The organism is Campylobacter sp. 7477a, assembly GCF_014892335.1.
Lineage (GTDB): Bacteria > Campylobacterota > Campylobacteria > Campylobacterales > Campylobacteraceae > Campylobacter_A > Campylobacter_A californiensis.
In genome coordinates, this window is sequence record NZ_JADBJH010000014.1 from 1 (window position 1) to 18,635 (window position 18,635).

Below are 18,635 nucleotides of genomic sequence, written 5' to 3' on the forward strand. Positions count from 1 at the left end.
GATGAAAATTTAAGAAAAGTATAGTTTTAAAAACCAATGGCTTAAATTTAAACAGTAAATCTTTAAAACTTATTACAAGATAGTTTGGTAAATTAATTTTTAGGAGTAATTAGGGAATTTCTTCCCTAATTAATTATTTAATAGATAGGTAATCAATACTGATTTCTTAAGTATTGATTGTTTGATCTTTTTACTTAGCCCACTAATGTTGGGTGAAACTGTATCATTTCAGGGTCTTCAAAGCCAAGTCCAGCTCTTAAAGCCGCAGCTACACCGTCTCCGGTAGCGATGTAAGGAGTAGATGTTCTGTTATAAAAAATTCTCGTATATCCACCAGTTGCAACAACTAGCGACTTACAAAGTATCGGATAAATTTCACCGGTTTGGATATCTCTAAGAACGGCACCTTCGCATTTACCGCCATCAACACCTATCTCAAGAAGCTCATGATCCATTAAAAATTTAACACCGTGACTGATAGCATCATCTAGGCAAGAGTGCATTAAGATATGACCTGTTTTATCGGCAGAAAAGTTACATCTTCTCTTTGAAGCGCCACCCATCATACGTTGAGCAACACCACCCTTTTCTGTTCTTGAAAAAAGCGTTCCCGCAAAATCCATCTCAGCGATAGCTTTACCAGCTAACTCACAAAATTTAATAGCCGCATCTTGATCAACCAAGTAAGCTCCACCCTTTACGGTATCGTAAGCATGCAGCTTGTATGAGTCACCGTTTGAAAAATCAGTAACGCCGTTTATACCGCCCTCAGCCATACATGTCGCGTTTCTGGAAGGCATCATTTTTGTTGCGACAACAACTGTTAAATTTGGATTATTTTTTCTAGCTGCAACGGCTGCTCTAAGTCCTGCACCGCCTGAGCCGATGATTAATATATCGCAAGAAGGAAGCCCTTTTGAATTTCCTGATTTCTTGGTGTCTTCTGCCCCAAATGCACTAACGCCACTGCCGCTAACGGCAAGAGCACTAACGCTAATACAGGCAGACTGAAGAAAATCTCTTCTGGTAAATTTTTGTTCACTCATTGATAATTCCTTGTGATTTTTAAGCATGAACGCCTAGTCGTAAGCATCTGGATATGAAAACATATCACTATGCACACTGTCTCTTATTTACTCAAATTTCATAAAATTTTTACTATGTATTTACGAAATTTAAAATCGGGGCGTACTTTACAAAAAGAATTCTTTATTTTTCTTTATATTCTTAGTTTAGTTTTAAATAAACTATGTAAATTGTAACTTTATGTTAAAAATACAATTTTTATATCATGCCGATAAGGGTGTAATAGTTAAAAGGCGAATATATCGCCTTTTATTAGAAGATATTTATAATTTAATATTTAAGTTTAAATAGTAAATTTTATCAATTAATTTAAATTTTAGTAATCCTCGGCTTCCTAAACGCCGTAACCTCAGGCAAATCACCCCTAAATTTCTCAACCTCAACCATACTTGTATGAGCCGTGTTGCTTTGAGATAATTTACTTGAGGCGACATCTTTGGTCAAGACATTTAAATTTCCATGCTTGCAAAGACTTTTTTCGCCAAATTCCACAGGATCATACCACGCCCCCTCACTTACGATAACCACATCATCTTGCACATCAGAAGTCACTAACGCACCGCATAAAATTTCACCTCTGTCGTTAAACACACGAACAACGTCGCCATCTTCTATGCCTCTTTGTTTTGCTGTTTTAGGGCTTATTAGCATAGGCTCACGCTCGCTTATCTCGTTGTATTGTCTTAGCATAGAGTTGTTTAACTGAGAGTGAAGTCTAAATTTAGAGTGCGCACCGCTAATTGCGATAGGAAATTTCTTATCTTTTGCACCAAGCCACTCAAACGGCTCAAACCAAGTTGCGTGTCCGGGGCAGTCATCATAACCAAAGTCGGATATCGTTTGAGAAAAAATTTCTATCTTTCCAGACGGCGTTTTAAGCGCATTTGCGACTGGATCTGCACGAAATTCAGAGTAATTTGTAAAATATCTTTTCTTCTCGTCAAGCTTGTCAAATCTAAAATATCCCTTTTGCCAAAACTCATCAAAACTAGGCATATCATAACCCATCGCACTTGCCCTACTTACGACATCTGCATAAATTTCTTTAACCCAGTCAAGCTCGCTCTTGCCCTCACTAAACGCCTCTTCTTGCTCCTTGCCCCATTTTTCACATATAAGACGTGCTATCTCAAAGTCGCTTTTGCTCTCTCCAGCAGGCTTTACAAGAGGTTTTATCGCGAAAATATACTCATTTGTGGAGTTTGACATCTCTATATCGGTTCTTTCACATTCTAAACAAACAGGCAAAACTATATCGCTAAATTTTGCATTTGAAGTCCAAAATGGCTCGGTTGTGATGATGGCACTTACTTTTTTTATCGCCGCTACTGCGCGGTTAGTGTCTGGATGACGAGTGAAGGTAGACCCGTTGGCATTAAACATAACACGGATATGAGGAAGCTTATACATCTTGCCGTTACGTGGAATTTCTTTACCAGGCTGCATCAAAGCATCTATAAGCCTTGAATTTGGCATTTCGTGAGCTTTGCTTTTTGCTAGTTTGCCGTTTGGAGTGATGTATCTGTCGGCAACTTTTGCATCAAAGGCGCGAAGTCTAGGCGCGATGTAACTCTCATCAGCATTTTTATGCATTTGGTCATTCATAACAAAACCACCGCCAATCTTACCGATGTGGCCTAGCATGGCACTAAGCGTAATTAAGGCTTGATACGCTTGCTCGCCATATGCTTGACGCTGTATCGCATATCCGCTAACTATCACGGCATTATCTTTAACCAAGGTATCGCAAAGTTCTTTTAACTTTGCCTCTTTTACACCGCAAATTTTACTAGCCCAGGCTAAATTTTTAACGATCCCGTCAACTTTACCAAGGAAATAATCCCTAAATTTATCAAATCCTACCGTATATTTTTCGATAAATTCCTTACTATAAAGTCCGCTTTCATATAGATAGTGGCACATTCCTATCATCATCGCCGTATCGGTACAAGGCACAACACATATGTAGTCGCTGTCAAAGTAGTTAGCGCTTTCGTTTTTATAAACATCTACACTATAAATTTTTATCTCACCGGACGCATTTTTTTGGCGCATTTTATCGTAATAAGCGTATGAGTTATGCATAGGAACACCTATGGCTATTTTGTTTGATACAACAGGGTTTGTTCCCCAAAATACAATTGTCTTAGCCTCTTTTAGTATCGCTTCCCATCTTGTAGGATTATGCGTTGGATCAACGCTTCCTGTTATGTGAGGCAGCAAAGCCGTTGCGCCGCCGTATGAGTAGCCACCCAACTCGGTCACATATCCACCAAGGATATTTAACATCTTTCTGGCTGTAAATCTAGCATGCCCTACTCTGCCTAAACTTCCCCACTGATAAAGCTGTCCCCATATCGCTTCAGAGCCGTATTTGTCAAAATTTTCTTTTAAAACATTAGCTGTTAGTTCTATGGCTTTATCCCAGCTAACGCGCACGAATTCCTCTTTTCCGCGAAGATGCGGTTTTGAATTATTTGGATCTTTTAAGAAACTTTTACGAACATACGGATATCTCACTCTAGTCTCGTTTTGTATATGATCGATTAACGCGTTATTTAGCACCGTAGGCATAGCATCACCCTCAAACGGCTCTGTATCGACAACTCTTTTGCCTATGCTTTTTACCCAAAAAGCGCCAAATTTATTTGCGCTTAGTCCTGAATTTGCGTCATAAACAGCCTGTGCATCACCACTTAAAACCCTTGCGCTAAGCGAAGATAAAGGCACACTTGCAGCCGTAGCCGCGCCTAATTTTAGAAATTTACGTCTTTGCATTTTGATAACTTTGTGTTAAGATAACGCGAACTCGCGTCTAAAGCCGTATTGTAGCACAATTTTAAGAGATGTTTTTAAGATTTTATGTTAGATTAGCAAATTTTAAATACAAAGGTTTTAACGATGAAGATATCTGCTCTTGATCATTTTGTTTTAACGGTTAAAGATGTTAATTGTTCTATCAAATTTTACACGCAAATACTTGGTATGAAAGAGATAAGCTTTGAAGATGGCAGAAAAGCTGTAAAGTTTGGCTCTATGAAGATAAATTTTCATCAACTAGGCAAAGAAGTAAAACCAAATGCGCTAAACGCAACCGTCGGCTCAGCCGATATCTGCTTACTAACTACGACTTTACTTGAAGATGTGCTTAAAGAATGCAAAGCCAAAAATGTCGATGTCATAAGCGATATCGTAAAACGAACAGGTGCAAAAGGAGCGATAAACTCGATCTACCTTAGAGATCCTGACGGAAATTTAATAGAAATTAGTCAATACATCTAAACGGAATAAAATTTGCTTAAAAATTTTGAAAACAGATAACGGATAAAATATGGACCTTTACACAAATAAACAAATGATACTAAAAATGCTTAACGCAACACTTGATGAGATGTTTTTAGCCATCGCAAGAGGTGGTGCGACAAATGAGTCTTGCAGAGACGACAGAGACTATTTATGGGATATTCGTGAAAAATTTGACGCAGCCGACAAAGAGGGATTTGACTTCATAGAGGCTTCAAACGATCTGATATTTTTGTTTGAAAAATACCGCGCAAAAAGCATAAATACATTTTTACCTATCTAAAAATTTAACAAAACTTTCTACTCGAAATTTCCGTAAAATAAATTTAAAATCATTTTGCGGAAATTTAAACCTCAATATCACAAAATATCTTGACATTTAAATTTTTTATCTATATACTTTCATATGAATATATGCTCATATATTAAATAAAGGCAAAAAATGATAAACGAAAATGACAAAAATTTAGAAATTTGCGAGGTAGAGTGTATACACAAAGAAATTATCGATAGCGTTAAAAAAGATATGCCAGATGACGCAAGTCTTATAAATTTAGCCGACTTTTTTAAAAATTTCGGAGATACAACGCGTATCAAAATTCTCTGGGCTTTGAGTATATCAGAGATGTGCGTATGCGATATTTCGGTGCTTTTAAACATGTCGCAATCCTCCATCTCACACCAACTAAGAGTCTTAAAACAAAGTAAGATCGTAAAAAACAGACGCGACGGTAAGATAGTTTACTACTCGCTAACAGACGAACATGTAGCACAGGTATTTAAGCAAGGCTTTAACCATATAAACGAATAAGGATAAAAAAATGATACAAAAATATGAAATTTCAGGACTTTGTTGCCCAAACTGCGCAGCGAAAATAGAAGCAAACATCGCCAAACTTGACGGAGTAAACGAAGCTAGCATAAATTACATCGGCATGAAGATATTGCTTGATTTTGACGAAAGCAAGAAAGATGAAATTTTAAAAGCTACTCAAAACATAATGAACAAAATAGAACCGGGCATGAGTATAAAATTTTAAGGAATTTAGATGAGTTTAAAAACGGATAAAATTTGCATAGCGCTTAGCTTTTTACTTGTGATCTTTAGCTACTTTACACAAGAGATAGGTGTAAAAACAGCGCTTTTAGGCGTAGCCTTAATCATCGCGGGATACGAGATAATCTTTAAAGCGTTTAAAAGTCTAAAAAACGGCTTTAGCTTGGATGAAAATTTCCTCATGTCCATTGCATCTTTAGCCGCATTTAGCATAGGAGAGATGGTCGAAGCGGTAGCGATCTTGCTCTTTTATCGTATCGGCGAGGCGTTTGAGGACTACTCTCTTAACAGATCAAGACGTTCGGTGTCAAGTTTGGTTGATTTGGCTCCAAAACAGGCAAATTTAAAACAAAACGGCGAGATAACAACCGTAGATGTTCAAAGCGTCAAAGTCGGCGAAACCATAGTAGTTAGAGCTGGAGAGAAAGTGCCTATAGATGGCATTATAACTAGCGGAATAAGTCTTTTTAACACCGCCTCTATAAACGGCGAACCACTGCCTCTTGAGCTTGGCAAAGGAGACAAGATCACAAGCGGTTTTATAAATTTAAATGCGACAGTTGAGATAAAGACAACAAGCGAATTTGAAAATTCAGTCGTTAGTAAAATTTTAGATATGGTTGAAAACGCGGCGTTTAAAAAGTCAAAAAGCGAGAAATTTATAACAAAATTTGCAAGAATTTACACACCTATCGTGGTTGGTTTTGCCTTTGTCTTAGCGTTTATACCGCCTGTTTTATTTGACGGAGACTTTAGCGAATGGCTAAAAAGAGGCATTATATTTATAGTCGTCTCTTGCCCTTGTGCACTCGTTGTTTCAGTGCCTTTAAGCTTCTTTGGTGGCATAGGCGGAGCCAGTAAAAACGGTATCTTGATAAAAGGAAGTAGCTTTATAGAGACGCTATCTAAAATCAAGCTCGTTGCATTTGATAAAACAGGCACGCTTAGCAAGGGCGAGTTTGTCCCTTATAAATTTAGCCCAACAAACGGATTTAGCAAAGATGAGCTTTTTAAATTTATCGCATTAGCCGAGAAAAACAGCATACACCCCATCGCTGTTTCTATAGTCAAAGCTTACAAGGAACCTCTTGATGAAAATTTGATAAAACACGTAAAAGAGTCTGCCGGTTTTGGCATTAGTGCGGTTATAGACGGCAAAGATGTTCTTGTAGGAAGCGCTAAATTTATTAAAGACTTTAACCCGCATGATACCGACGAAACAGCCGTTCATTTGGTAGTAAATAATTCATATGCCGGTTATATAAGTCTAAAAGACGAGCTTAGAAAAGAGAGTCGCGAAACCATAAAATGGCTTCATAAAAACTCTATAAAAACCGCAATGATAACGGGCGATAAAAAGGCTCCGGCTCTTGCGGTTGCGAATGAGCTTGGGATTTCAAGCGTAAATTACGAGCTTTTACCTGATCAAAAAGTTAGTGTTTTTGAGAACTTTTTGGATAAAAAAGACAAAAACACAAGCATAGCCTACGTAGGAGACGGCATAAACGACGCTCCTGTTATAGCAAGAGCGGATGTTGGAGTGGCGATGCTTGGAACTGACGCTGCGATAGAAACTGCCGATGTTGTGCTTATGCATAACAACTTAGCCAAGCTAAAAACCGCGATACAAATTTCTAAAAAAACTATCGGCATAGCTAAATTTAATATCATTTTTAGCATCAGTTTTAAAGTTGGAGTTTTGATTTTGGCGATTTTTGGTCTTGCAAATATTCCTCTTGCGATATTTGCCGATGTTGGCGTAACTATAATCGCCGTTTTAAATGCCCTTCGAGCGTTTAAAATTTAATGAGATAAAACTTACTTTTAATCATTTTTTGGTAAAATACCCCCCTAAAAAGGGGTAAAGATGAATATTTTAATTACCGGTGGAGCCGGCTATATCGGTTCTCATGTTTTAAAGGCGCTTTTAACCCAAGGCGGACATAAAATCACAGTCCTTGACAACCTCTCTAAAGGCTCTGCCGAAGCCTTGAAAACACTTAAGAAATTAGGCGAATTTGAGTTTGTAAACGCAAATTTAGAAGATGATTTAAGCGAAGTTTTCTCACGCGGTAAATTTGATGCGATAATACATTTCGCGGCATTTATAGAAGTTGCCGAAAGTGTGGCAAAACCGCTAAAATACTACCTAAACAACACTGCAAACGTGGCTAAAATTTTAACTTATTGCGATAGATTTGGTGTTAATAAATTTATATTTAGTTCAACTGCTGCTGTTTATGGAGAGCCCGAAGTTGGCGAAGTAACCGAAGAAAACCAAACCGCTCCGATAAATCCATATGGTATGAGCAAACTCATGAGCGAGCAAATCATAAAAGACTTTGCCGCTACGAACAAATGCTTTAAATACGCCATTTTGCGCTACTTTAACGTAGCAGGAGCCGACGAAGAGGGACTTATCGGACAAAGGTATCCAAACGCAACCCATCTTATAAAAGTAGCCGTGCAAACCGCACTCGGTAAACGCGAAAGCATGTCGATATTTGGCGATGACTATCCTAGTAACGACGGCACTTGCGTGAGGGATTATATACATGTTAGCGACCTTGCGGATGCACATTTATCGGCACTTGAGTATCTTGCGCAAAACGGTAGCGAAGTATTTAACGTGGGTTATGGACACGGTTTTAGTGTAAAAGAAGTTATACAAACTGCAAAAAAAGTAAGCGGGATAAATTTCTTGGTCAATAAAGCTCCTAGAAGAGAGGGCGACCCTGCGATACTTATCTCAAACGCAACAAAGATCAGAACTAAGACAAACTGGAAACCAAAGAGAGAAAATTTAGAACTCATTATAAAAACCGCGCTAGAATGGGAAAAAAAGATTTAATAAATTTCAAAAGTGTTTTTGAAATTTTAAGAAATAGATATTTTAAAATTTGCGCTCTAAGCCAATTGCCAGTCTCTTTAAGAGTTAAGTAAAAGCTATTAAAACATAGCTATAATGGGCAAAGTGGCATTAAAATATCTCAAAAATAGTTAGAATTTTAAAACTTAAATACGTGCAAAACGTTTTGATGTAAATTTTAAATTATAAATTTAATCGGCAAAAAGCCAAAAAGGAAAAATTATGAAAATAGCCGTTATCGGTCTTGGTTATGTGGGACTTCCACTTGCAGCTGCATTTAGCAAAAGATACAAAGTCAAAGGCTTTGACGTAAATGCCGCAAGGATAGACGAGCTTAGAAAAGCTCACGACCGCACGCTAGAACTTAGCCGCGAACAAATGGAAGAAGCGATACAAAACGGTATGGAATTTAGTCTAAATTTAGACGATATTAAAGACTGCAACTTCTACATCGTTACAGTGCCAACACCTATCGACAAAAATAACCGTCCCGATCTAACGCCTGTCGTAAAAGCAAGTCAAAGCGTGGCACAAGTCCTTAAAAAAGGCGACATCGTAGTATATGAAAGCACTGTTTATCCAGGTGTAACAGAAGAAATTTGTGTGCCGATACTAGAGAAAATTTCGGGGCTAAAATTTAACGAGGACTTCTTTTGCGGATACTCGCCAGAGCGAATAAATCCTGGTGACAAAGAGCATACCGTAACTAAGATCAAAAAAATCACAAGTGGCTCAACACCTCAAATCGCAGACAAAGTCGATGAAATTTACTCATCTATCATCACCGCTGGAACATACAAAGCAAGTAGTATCAAAGTCGCCGAAGCCGCAAAAGTTATAGAAAATACACAACGTGATATAAATATCGCATTTATCAACGAGCTTGCAATGATATTTGAACGCCTTAATATCGATACAAGCGAGGTTTTAAAAGCTGCCGGAACAAAATGGAATTTCTTAAATTTCCGTCCAGGACTTGTTGGAGGACACTGTATAGGTGTTGATCCATACTACTTAACACATAAAGCCCAAGAAGTCGGCTATCATCCAGAAATCATCCTTGCGGGTCGCCGTATAAATGATAACATGGGAAGGTATGTCGCGCAACGCGTGATTAAGATGATGATAAAAGACGGGATCTTAATCAACAAAGCACGTATCTTGGTTCTTGGTATCACATTTAAAGAAAATTGCCCGGACATCCGCAACTCTCGCGTTATAGATGTCATAGAGGAGCTTAAAGACTTTGGTTGCACCGTAGATGTGAGTGACCCTTGGGCGGACGCAAACGAAGTAAAACACGAATACAACCTAGAGCTTATCAAAGACTATGATACAAACAAATACGACTGTGTGGTATTTGCAGTCGCACATAACGAATTTAAAGAGTTAAAATTTAAAGATACTCTCGTTTTTGATATAAAAAATATCTACGAAAACGCAAACGAAAGACTTTAGGCTAAATTTTGGCGATAAATTTAATTAGCTCAATAATCGTCTTCATGGTCTCCATGGGGATAAATTTCTTCCTAACGCCATACATCCTAAAAAGCCTTGGAAACGAGGCTTTTGGCTTTGTAGGGCTTAGTAACACCATAGTAAGCTATGCAGCCGTAATTACCGTGGCAATAAACTCTGTTAGCGGTAGATTTGTCGCTTACGAATGGCACAAAGGCAACTTAGAAAGAGCAAATTCTTACTACTCGTCTGTTTTGGCAGTAAATTTCATCTTCGCGCTATTTGTTGTCGTTGCAAGTGGAATTTTTATACTAAATTTAGACGTGATCTTAAATGTCCCAAGCCACCTTAAAACAGACGTAACCCTGACTTTTGTATTTTATTTTATAAATTTTTGTGTCGGACTTTTTAACGGTGTCATCACAGTTTGTGCATTTGTGCGAAACAAGCTTTATCTACTTTCTATTAGAAATGCCATTTCAAGTGCGATACTAGCGACTTTGATAGTTTTACTGTTTTACCTGTTTTCAGCGATGATAACCTACATTGCTATCTCTGCACTTATCTCATCTATCTTTGTGCTTTTAAGCACGATTTATATGTCAAAACGCATAACACCCGAGCTTAAATTTGATCTTAAAATTTTTGATTTTAACAAGATAAAAGAGCTTTTAAACTCCGGAGTATGGAACAGTTTTAATGCATTAAACCGCATACTTTTAACCGGCATGGATCTTTTTATATGTAACATCTTTATAAACGCCTGGATGACGGGTATTTTAGCAACTGCCAAAGCCGCCCCGATAATCCTAGAAAGCTTCGTTGCCCAGCTTAGCTCGATCTTTTCTCCCAAATTTGTAGAATTTTACTCAAAAGGCAACATCTTAGCACTGATAAATGAAGCTAAATTTTCAATGCGAACGGTCGCGTTTATCATGAGCGCTCCGGCTGCATTTTTTGTTGTATTTGGACGTGACTTTTACTCGCTTTGGTTGCCGTTTAAAAGTGCCGACGAGATAACCCTAATATACAACTTAAGTATGATAACACTTGTGCCTATAGTCTTTATCAGTTATCTTTTTTCACTTTTTGGTATCGATAGCGCGACAAATAAACTTCGTCGTCCCGCCATAGCAAATACGATCTTAGGCGTTAGCACGATACTAGCGCAAATTTGTATTGTGAAATTTAGTGACTATGGAATTTACGGCATAGCTATCGTTGGAGCCGGTTTTTATTGCATTCGCATACTATTTTTCGACCTCATCAACGCGGCTTTAAATTTAGATGTTAAGCTTACGACATTTTATGGGGTTTATCTTAGAAATTTAGCTCTTTTTGTCTTTGTTTGTATGATTTATTATGCTATTTCTAGGCTTGTAAGTATTCAAAGCTGGATCGACCTAGCATTTGCGCTTGTAGCACTTCTTGCATTTGGATACATTATAAATTTATTCTTGATATTTAATAAATTCGAACAACGTATCCTCATGAATAAAATTTTGGCAAAATTTAAAAGGAATTTATGATGAAATTTCCTATCTTTTTAATCTCTCTTCAAAAAGATAGCGCAAGAAGAGAAGTGCTTAAAAGCTTGTTTAAAAGCTACGATGAGTTTGTTTTAACTAGCGCCGTTGATGGACGCGAGATGAGTGCGAAAGAGTATTTTGCCTATGCCGATACCTCACTTAAAGCCTACGGCAAACTTCTAAGCCCCGCAGAGATCGGCTGTGCACTTTCTCACGCAAAAGCATATGAGGCATTTTTAGCCACAGATGCCAAACTAGCACTTATCTTTGAAGACGATGTTATAGGCGATGATAGCAAGATACAAAAAGCTTTTGAGTATGCAAAACTTTTACCACCAAACGGCATACTTATATGTGGCGGCACGGACGGTCTTGAGGGTAGATTTTCGGCATTTGGCAAGTGTATAAAAAGAGGTGAAATTTCAGACGCTAAAGACGATACGCTATTTGAAGTCTCGTCAAATTCATACGGCGTGATATACCGAGCAACGGCATACATCCTAACTCGCAAAGCAGCCAAGGCTTTGCTTGAAACACACAAAAAGGCTGTTTGCGTGGCGGATTTATGGGGTTATTTGCTAAAAAGTAATAAATTAAAAATGTATTATGCCGATATTTTTGCACATCCACTTGACCTAACCAACTCTAACCTAGAAACAGATCGACAAAAACGCGGATACAAACCAAGTTTTAAAACCTATCTAAATAGCTTAAAATTTATCATCTTGTCACGTTTTGAGAGATTTATTTTGGGACATGAGAGGATATTTAAAAGATGAACGAAGTAAAAATAAGCGTTATCATCCCGACGTTTAACCGTCCCGAACTTTTAAAAAAGGCGCTAAGCTCGGCACTTAATCAAACTTATAAAAATTTAGAGATCATTGTTAGCGATGATGCAAATGATGAAACAGCAAAACAAATTTGCGAGAAATTTGGCGATAAAAGAGTAAGATACGTTAAAAATAAAACTCACGCCAAAAGCCCAAACGGCAACAAAAACAACGGCTTTGACAACGCAAGCGGCGAGTTTGTATGCATACTTGACGATGACGATGAGCTTTGTTTAGAGGCGATAAGTGAGTGCTTTAGCTACATCAAAGAGGGCTATAAATGTGTATTTGCAGACGGAGTGTGTGAGATAGACGGCAAGATCACAGATAAGATCGCGGGACGAAATCCATACCAAAACAGCTGCGAGATGAGCAAGATCGACTATCATTGCGGACGCATTACAGGGGAGTATTTTAAGCTATTTTCACGCGAATTTATAGAGGGATTTAGGTTTGACGAGAAGAGTTTTGGCGGCGAAAACGAGCTTTATATACGCTTTTTTGAAAACAGAGTTTTTTATCACAAAAAGCCTCTTTATATATACCGTATAAACCGAGCCGATAGCGCTACCACAAATGCCGACAAACACGCAAAAGGCGTGGCTTATGCCTACTTAAAAACTGCCAAAATTTGTCACGATATAGCCATAAAGCACAATCCCAAATTTCTTTGTTTGCAATATAAAAATGCCGCTTACTACGCAAAGATCGCGGGGGATTATAAGCTTATGCTAAGCTGTATCGCGCGTAGCTTCAAGATAAGCATTTGTAAAGAAAATTTAGCCTTTCTAGCAGTCTGTTTCTTGCCAAATTCAGCCATAAAATCACTCTCAAATTTTAGAGTATGGATTAAAAAAAGGTTTGGCGTATGAAAGTTTTATTTGTTATCTCAACTTTAAGAGCAGGAGGCGCGGAACGAGTTTGCGCGCTTTTGGCATCTAAATTTAGCCTAGAGCACGAAAGCGTTTTGGTAAAATTTGACAAAGATGAGCCGTTTTATGAACTTCACGAAAATGTAAAGCTCATAAATTTAAACCAAGGCGTAGACGAGCTTGGAATTCTTGGTAACATAAAAAAACGTCTGGGTAAAATTTTTAGCCTACGACGCATAGTAAAAGAGGGAAAATTTGACGTCGTCATCTCCTTTTTAGATACTACGAATTTGCTGGTTTTATCAAGCACGTTAGGACTAAAAACTCCTGTAATAATCAGCGAACATACAAGCTTTGACAAGCTTTCTTCTAAGACGATAAAAACACTAAAACGCATACTCTATCCTCGTGCAAGTGCTTTAAGTGTCTTAACAAAAGCTGACGCAAAACTCTACGCCAAATACTGCAAAATCGTAAATGTGATACACAACCCGCTATTTATAAAACCAAATTTATCAAACACCAAAAAAGAAAATTTAGTCATATTTGTAGGGCGTTTGGTAGGTCTTAAAAACTGTGAAATGTTTATCGAAGTAGCAAAAAATTTAAACTCGAGTGGCTATAAATTTATAGTCGCAGGAGACGGCAATGAGAGAAAAAGGCTTGAGGACTTGTCAAATAAACTCGGAGCAGATGTCAAATTTTTAGGCAATGTTACAAACATCGGCGAACTTTATGCAAAAGCTAAATTTATACTCTCAACCTCTAAAGTAGAAGGACTTGGCAACACTCTAATCGAAGCTGTGGCATTTGACTGTGTAAGGATAGCAACCAAAACAAGCGGAGCATGCGAGCTCATAACAAACGGCTATAACGGAATTTTATGTGAAATTTCAAATTCTAAGGCTATGAGCGAGAGCCTAAAAAGTCTCATGAACGACGAGCAAGAGCAACGCAGACTAGCCACAAATGCAAGACTTGGACTTAATGAATTTAGTCTTGAAAATATCTATGAACGCTGGCTTTACCTTTTAAAAATGGCCGGCGTAAAAATACAAGGCGCATAAATGAAAATTTTATTTGTCATAGCAGCTCTTAGAAACGGTGGAGCAGAGCGCGTTTTGAGCATAGTCTCAAGCGAACTTGCCAAAGATAACGAAGTTTATATAGCAGTCTTGGAAGAAAATTTAGGACTTTACGAATTTAACTCAAATATCAAATTTATCTATCCTAAAATTTATGGCTCAAGCAGACTTCTTTCTAAGATAAAAAAAATTTTTGCACTACGTAAATGCTTTAAAGAGATAAATCCCGATGTCATTATAAGCTTTATAGACTGGACAAATGTAGCTTGTGTAGCGGCAAATTTGGGACTTGGATATGAACATATCGCAACAGAACATCACGCAAACGAGTATCTTACGTCGGCTAAATTTAGACTTATACGCGACCTTGCCTATAAGCGCGTTGACATGCTTAGTGTGCTTAGTAAAAGCGACTTTGAGTATTACGACTTCGTAAAAAACCGCACTATCTTGCACAATCCTTGTTTTTTAGCAAGTCCCATCTACTGCAAAAAAGAAAACATCATCTTAAGCGTTGGTCGTCTTGAAAAAGTAAAAGGATACGATGTGTATTTAGACGCCTTAAAAAATGTACCAAAAGAGCTTTTAAACGGGTGGCGCATAGTTATAGCAGGAGACGGAAGTCTTAGAGGCAAGCTAGAACAAAAGGCAAAAGAATATGGCTTAGAGGTTGAATTTTTAGGTCATGTAAACGATGTTGCGCCGCTTTATGAAAAGGCTAAAATTTTTGTCATATCATCAAGAAGCGAAGGCCTTTCAAATGTCTTGATCGAAGCGGCAAATTTTAACTGTGCTCGCATCTCAAGCGATACCGTCGGCGCAAAAGAGCTTATAAGAAACGGCATAGACGGACTTATCTTTGAAAATCAAAACAAAGACGACTTAGCATTCATGCTTGAAGAAATTTTAAATGATGATAATTTACGCAAAAAAATCGCACAAAACGCCAAGGATAAAGCCGACGAATTTAGTGTAGCAAATATCATGAAAAAGTGGCGTAAAGTGATAGAAGAAACGGTAAAACAATGAAAAAATTATGTCTGTTTTTATACTCAATGGGTCCAGGAGGCGCAGAACGCGTGGTGTCAAATTTACTTCCTTATTTAAAGGAAAACTTTGAAGTCCATCTAGTGCTTATGAGCAATATCATAGCCTACCCTATCCCAAGCGAAGTCAAACTGCATTTTATAGAAAATTCAAATCCCTACGAAAACAAGATAAAAAAGCTTTTTAGGCTATTTTTTGCCTTGCCGATGCTGGCTTTTAAATTTAAAAAACTCTGCCTACAACTTAACATCGATACTTATTTTGTCCTGATGAATCGCCCATGTTATATCGCCTTGCTGGCTAGGATTTTAGGGCTTAAAGGACGCATGGTGATAAGTGAAAGAAGCTGTCCGTCCGTGATATACAAAAACGGCGTAAGCGGCTTTTTCAACCGAGTATTTATGAAAATTTTATATCCAAAAGCGGATTTGATACTAGCTAACGCAAAAGGAAATGCCGACGATCTGATACAAAATTTCGGCTGTGATAAGGCAAAGACAAAAGTTCTTTACAACGCTTTAAATTTAGATGAGATAAAAAAAGCTCAAAACGAGCCGCTAGAAAGTGAATTTAGGCCCTTTTTTATAAATATCGGACGTCTTGATAGCGGTAAAAATCAAGCCATGTTGATACGCGCTATAGCAAGCATAAACGACGAAAGAGCAACACTTGGCATACTGGGAAAAGGCGGGCTAAAAAACGAGCTTGCAAATTTAATAAAAGAGCTTAATGTAAGCAAAAGAGTAAGGCTTCTTGGCACAGATAAAAACCCATTTAAACATATCAAAAATGCATCGTGCCTGCTTTGCGCATCGCGTTTTGAAGGCTTTTCAAATGTGCTTATAGAAGCTTTAGCATGTGAAAAAACGATAATCACAACAGAACACAAAAGCGGTGCAAAAGAGCTTATCGGCGACGATGAGTATGGGATTTTAGTGCCGGTTGATGACGAAGACGCTATGCAAAAAGCAATGATAAAAGTGCTAAACGAACCTGAAATGAGAGCAAAATTTGAGGCAAAAGCCTATCAAAAAGCAAAAGAATTTGATAGCAGGAACATCGCAAACGAGCTTATGAGTTATTTGTAGATTATGCTTTAAATTTAACGATAAACTGCGTTTTGTCTTTATCGCTTGTGCAGTTTATCTTAAACCCAAGCTCGTCACAAAATTTTTTTACTAAATTTAGTCCTACGCCAAAGCCGCCGTTTCGCTTGTCAAACCTAGTATAAAGCTCAAAAATATGAGGCAAATTTTGCTTTGCTATGCCCTCGCCCGTATTTGAGATATTAAGACTATTTTGGCTTAAATTTAACTCTATTTTCCCGCCTTCGTTGCAGTATTTTACAGCGTTTGAGAGCAAGTTGTCGATGATTTTGCGAATTTTAAATTTTGAGGTTGTTAGCGTAAACTCATCAGTATTTAGGCTTAAGCTTATGCCTTTTGCATTTAAAGAAGCACCGAAATATTCAGCTCTTTCTTTAAGCATATCGGCTAAATTTACCTCTTGCACGCTCTCATCGGTTTTATTAAATTTAATCATCGCCAAGTCTTCATATAAATTTGAAAGTGTCATAGCTGCTGTTTTTATATTTGCAAGGTATTTTTCTGGGTTATTTTTAAAAAGCTCGATACTCATCAAGATTACGCTTAAAGGCGTATTTATCTCGTGCGTAGTATCTCGTAAAAATCCATCTAAAAACTCTATCTTCTCATAAAGTGGGCGCAAAGAAAGCCTTATGATAAGATAAGCGATAAGTAAGATCGCCGCTAGAATTCCAAGTGAAACAAACAAAATTTGCATCTTTAACGCAAGTAGTTTTTCGCCAAGACCCGTAGTTTTGATCGCTACAAAATACTCGTTTTTTCGCATCCTATCATGCAAAACAAACTGAGAAATCGCTTCATTTGCCTCGATATATCGTCTTGGTGTGCCTGGCTTTACGCGAAAATCCTCTTTTACAATCTCTTGCGTTTTTAAATTTACAACAAAGGCTAAAATTTCACTAAAATCCTCCCTAGTAAGCTCTCCACTAAATTGCAACTTCATATGCAAGTCACGCCTTAGTTCTCTCATATCAAAGGAGTCTTTGTCTATTATAAAATGCTTCTCTCTTTCGTAAAACACATAGCCAAAAAACGCCAAAAAAGCCGTACTGGTTAAAAAATAAAGTAAAAAAATAGGCAAAATATGGCGATTTTTAGACATACTTATATCCTAGTTTTGACTGGCTTTTTATGCACTCTTTGCCTAGAATTTTACGGAGTTCGGCGATATAAACTCGCAAACTCATCTCGCTTGGATTCTCATCGTATTCCCAAATTTCTGAGAAAATTTCCTCGTGAGTTACAAATTTATCACGATTTTTAAGAAGTAAATTTAAAAGTCTTGATTGTTTTTTTGCTAAAGCCACCGGGTTATCGCCCTCATATAAGACACCTTGTGTCATATCAAAGCTAAATTTATCGCTAAGTTTAATGAAATTTTGCGTGTTGTGGACAAAACTTCGTTTTAAGATATTTTGCACTCTTAAAAATAGCTCTTTTAGTTCGAAAGGCTTTTTTATGTAATCATCACATCCACTTAAAAAGCCCGATTGAACATCGTTTATGGTGTTAAGCGAAGTAGTAAATATACAAGATGTAGTTTGGCCTGATGTGCGTAGTTCTTTTAAAAGCTCAAAGCCGTTTCCGCCGATAATCTTCACATCAAATATCCAAAGGTCAAAGTTGCTTTCATAAGCAAGGCTAAGCGCTTCATCGTAGCTTTTTACGCCTTTTACTTCAAAATTTTCACCACTTAGATACTCACACATCATATCAAGCAGCATCGTTTCGTCTTCTACGATCAAAATCCTAGCCAAACTTTTTCCTTAAAATTTATATTGCAGATATTATCTATTTTCATTTTAACAAGAGTTAAATTCGGCCTCTTTACGAAGCCGAATTTATAAGTTTTGCCTATTTTGGCTCAAGAATTTCACCTCTTAATCTACCCATGCCTCTAGCAAAATCATCACAACATCCACTCATTCTCATACCGCCGTCTTTCCATCTGCCGCCCATTCTCATGTCGCAATTACCTCGGCCCATTCCCATACCGTAAAGCCCCATGCCTCTTGCTTCTTTGACGCTTAAGGCGTCAATTTTATTGCTAAAAGAGTCTCTAAAGTCCCTCATAAATTTATCTCTATCTTCAGGTTTCATTTTTGACATCTTTTCATACATCTTGTCATGAAAACCGCCTCTTATGTCCATCGCCTCACGATGAAGTTTGCCCACTCTTTTGTGAATTTCAAAAGATATCTCACCAAGCGTTTTTGCATCGCTTGTGGCTATCATCGCATATAACTCGTCGTTTGTGTTTTTCTCAAACGGTGCTGCAAATACACTACCTGCGACCAGCATTGCCGCTAAAACTAACTTTTTCATTTTATCTCCTTTGAAAAATTATAAGTGTATTATAAATTTAAAACGTGAAGCATTTGTTAAGTAAA

The 18,635-nt window shown here is 37.6% G+C and carries 17 protein-coding genes and 1 pseudogene; 13 read left to right on the forward strand and 5 right to left on the reverse strand.

The window, feature by feature from the left end; all coding sequences use genetic code 11:
• Positions 1-206 precede the first annotated feature (206 nt).
• Positions 207-1,046, reverse strand: a pseudogene (locus CCAL5182_RS07480) (FAD-dependent oxidoreductase); the annotation flags it as partial.
• Between the two features lie 349 nt (positions 1,047-1,395).
• Positions 1,396-3,864, reverse strand: a complete 2,469-nt coding sequence (locus tag CCAL5182_RS07485) for a molybdopterin-dependent oxidoreductase (RefSeq protein WP_169938450.1) — start codon at positions 3,862-3,864, stop codon at positions 1,396-1,398.
• A gap of 123 nt (positions 3,865-3,987) precedes the next feature.
• On the opposite strand from CCAL5182_RS07485, the gene CCAL5182_RS07490 reads away from it, so the two are divergent.
• From CCAL5182_RS07490 to pglJ, 13 genes are all read left to right on the forward strand, one after another.
• Complete coding sequence (locus CCAL5182_RS07490; RefSeq protein WP_169972436.1) at positions 3,988-4,368, forward strand: VOC family protein; 381 nt, start codon at positions 3,988-3,990, stop codon at positions 4,366-4,368.
• A gap of 49 nt (positions 4,369-4,417) precedes the next feature.
• Complete coding sequence (locus CCAL5182_RS07495; RefSeq protein WP_169972435.1) at positions 4,418-4,672, forward strand: nicotinate phosphoribosyltransferase; 255 nt, start codon at positions 4,418-4,420, stop codon at positions 4,670-4,672.
• Positions 4,673-4,831: 159 nt separating this feature from the next.
• On the forward strand, positions 4,832-5,200 hold the full coding sequence (locus CCAL5182_RS07500; protein ID WP_169938444.1) for an ArsR/SmtB family transcription factor: 369 nt from the start codon (positions 4,832-4,834) through the stop codon (positions 5,198-5,200).
• A gap of 10 nt (positions 5,201-5,210) precedes the next feature.
• Positions 5,211-5,429 carry a cation transporter gene (locus CCAL5182_RS07505; protein ID WP_169938442.1) on the forward strand — a complete coding sequence of 73 codons (219 nt, stop codon included), beginning with the start codon at positions 5,211-5,213 and terminating at the stop codon, positions 5,427-5,429.
• Positions 5,430-5,438: 9 nt separating this feature from the next.
• Complete coding sequence (locus tag CCAL5182_RS07510) at positions 5,439-7,253, forward strand: heavy metal translocating P-type ATPase (protein ID WP_169972434.1); 1,815 nt, start codon at positions 5,439-5,441, stop codon at positions 7,251-7,253.
• Between the two features lie 60 nt (positions 7,254-7,313).
• The gene (galE, locus tag CCAL5182_RS07515) at positions 7,314-8,297 is read left to right on the forward strand and encodes a UDP-glucose 4-epimerase GalE (protein ID WP_170000472.1); all 984 of its coding nucleotides are present in this window, start codon (positions 7,314-7,316) and stop codon (positions 8,295-8,297) included.
• Between the two features lie 240 nt (positions 8,298-8,537).
• The gene (tviB, locus tag CCAL5182_RS07520; RefSeq protein WP_169938436.1) at positions 8,538-9,773 is read left to right on the forward strand and encodes a Vi polysaccharide biosynthesis UDP-N-acetylglucosamine C-6 dehydrogenase TviB; all 1,236 of its coding nucleotides are present in this window, start codon (positions 8,538-8,540) and stop codon (positions 9,771-9,773) included.
• Between the two features lie 8 nt (positions 9,774-9,781).
• Complete coding sequence (locus tag CCAL5182_RS07525; RefSeq protein WP_170000473.1) at positions 9,782-11,302, forward strand: MATE family efflux transporter; 1,521 nt, start codon at positions 9,782-9,784, stop codon at positions 11,300-11,302.
• Positions 11,302-12,081, forward strand: a complete 780-nt coding sequence (locus CCAL5182_RS07530) for a glycosyltransferase family 25 protein (protein WP_336610670.1) — start codon at positions 11,302-11,304, stop codon at positions 12,079-12,081. The genes CCAL5182_RS07525 and CCAL5182_RS07530 overlap by 1 nt, the downstream gene beginning before the upstream one ends.
• Entirely contained in the window at positions 12,078-13,007 is a 930-nt protein-coding gene (locus tag CCAL5182_RS07535; protein WP_169938430.1) for a glycosyltransferase family 2 protein, read from the forward strand. Before CCAL5182_RS07530 ends, CCAL5182_RS07535 begins: the two co-directional genes overlap by 4 nt.
• Positions 13,004-14,074, forward strand: coding sequence for a glycosyltransferase (locus CCAL5182_RS07540; protein ID WP_169938428.1), 1,071 nt, complete (start codon positions 13,004-13,006; stop codon positions 14,072-14,074). The genes CCAL5182_RS07535 and CCAL5182_RS07540 overlap by 4 nt, the downstream gene beginning before the upstream one ends.
• Complete coding sequence (locus CCAL5182_RS07545; RefSeq protein WP_336610671.1) at positions 14,075-15,121, forward strand: glycosyltransferase; 1,047 nt, start codon at positions 14,075-14,077, stop codon at positions 15,119-15,121.
• Positions 15,118-16,227 carry an N-acetylgalactosamine-N,N'-diacetylbacillosaminyl-diphospho-undecaprenol 4-alpha-N-acetylgalactosaminyltransferase gene (pglJ, locus tag CCAL5182_RS07550; RefSeq protein ID WP_336610672.1) on the forward strand — a complete coding sequence of 370 codons (1,110 nt, stop codon included), beginning with the start codon at positions 15,118-15,120 and terminating at the stop codon, positions 16,225-16,227. The genes CCAL5182_RS07545 and pglJ overlap by 4 nt, the downstream gene beginning before the upstream one ends.
• Position 16,228: 1 nt before the next feature.
• Here the strand turns inward: pglJ and CCAL5182_RS07555 are convergent, their stop codons facing one another.
• The 3 genes from CCAL5182_RS07555 to CCAL5182_RS07565 all read right to left on the reverse strand — a co-directional run bounded on the left by CCAL5182_RS07555 (position 16,229) and on the right by CCAL5182_RS07565 (position 18,570).
• Positions 16,229-17,347, reverse strand: coding sequence for a sensor histidine kinase (locus tag CCAL5182_RS07555; protein ID WP_169972428.1), 1,119 nt, complete (start codon positions 17,345-17,347; stop codon positions 16,229-16,231).
• Positions 17,340-18,002 (reverse strand): response regulator transcription factor, encoded by a 663-nt coding sequence (locus CCAL5182_RS07560; RefSeq protein ID WP_336610673.1) that lies wholly within the window; start codon positions 18,000-18,002, stop codon positions 17,340-17,342. Before CCAL5182_RS07560 ends, CCAL5182_RS07555 begins: the two co-directional genes overlap by 8 nt.
• 97 nt (positions 18,003-18,099) lie before the next feature.
• The gene (locus CCAL5182_RS07565) at positions 18,100-18,570 is read right to left on the reverse strand and encodes a DUF1104 domain-containing protein (protein WP_336610674.1); all 471 of its coding nucleotides are present in this window, start codon (positions 18,568-18,570) and stop codon (positions 18,100-18,102) included.
• Positions 18,571-18,635: the final 65 nt, after the last annotated feature.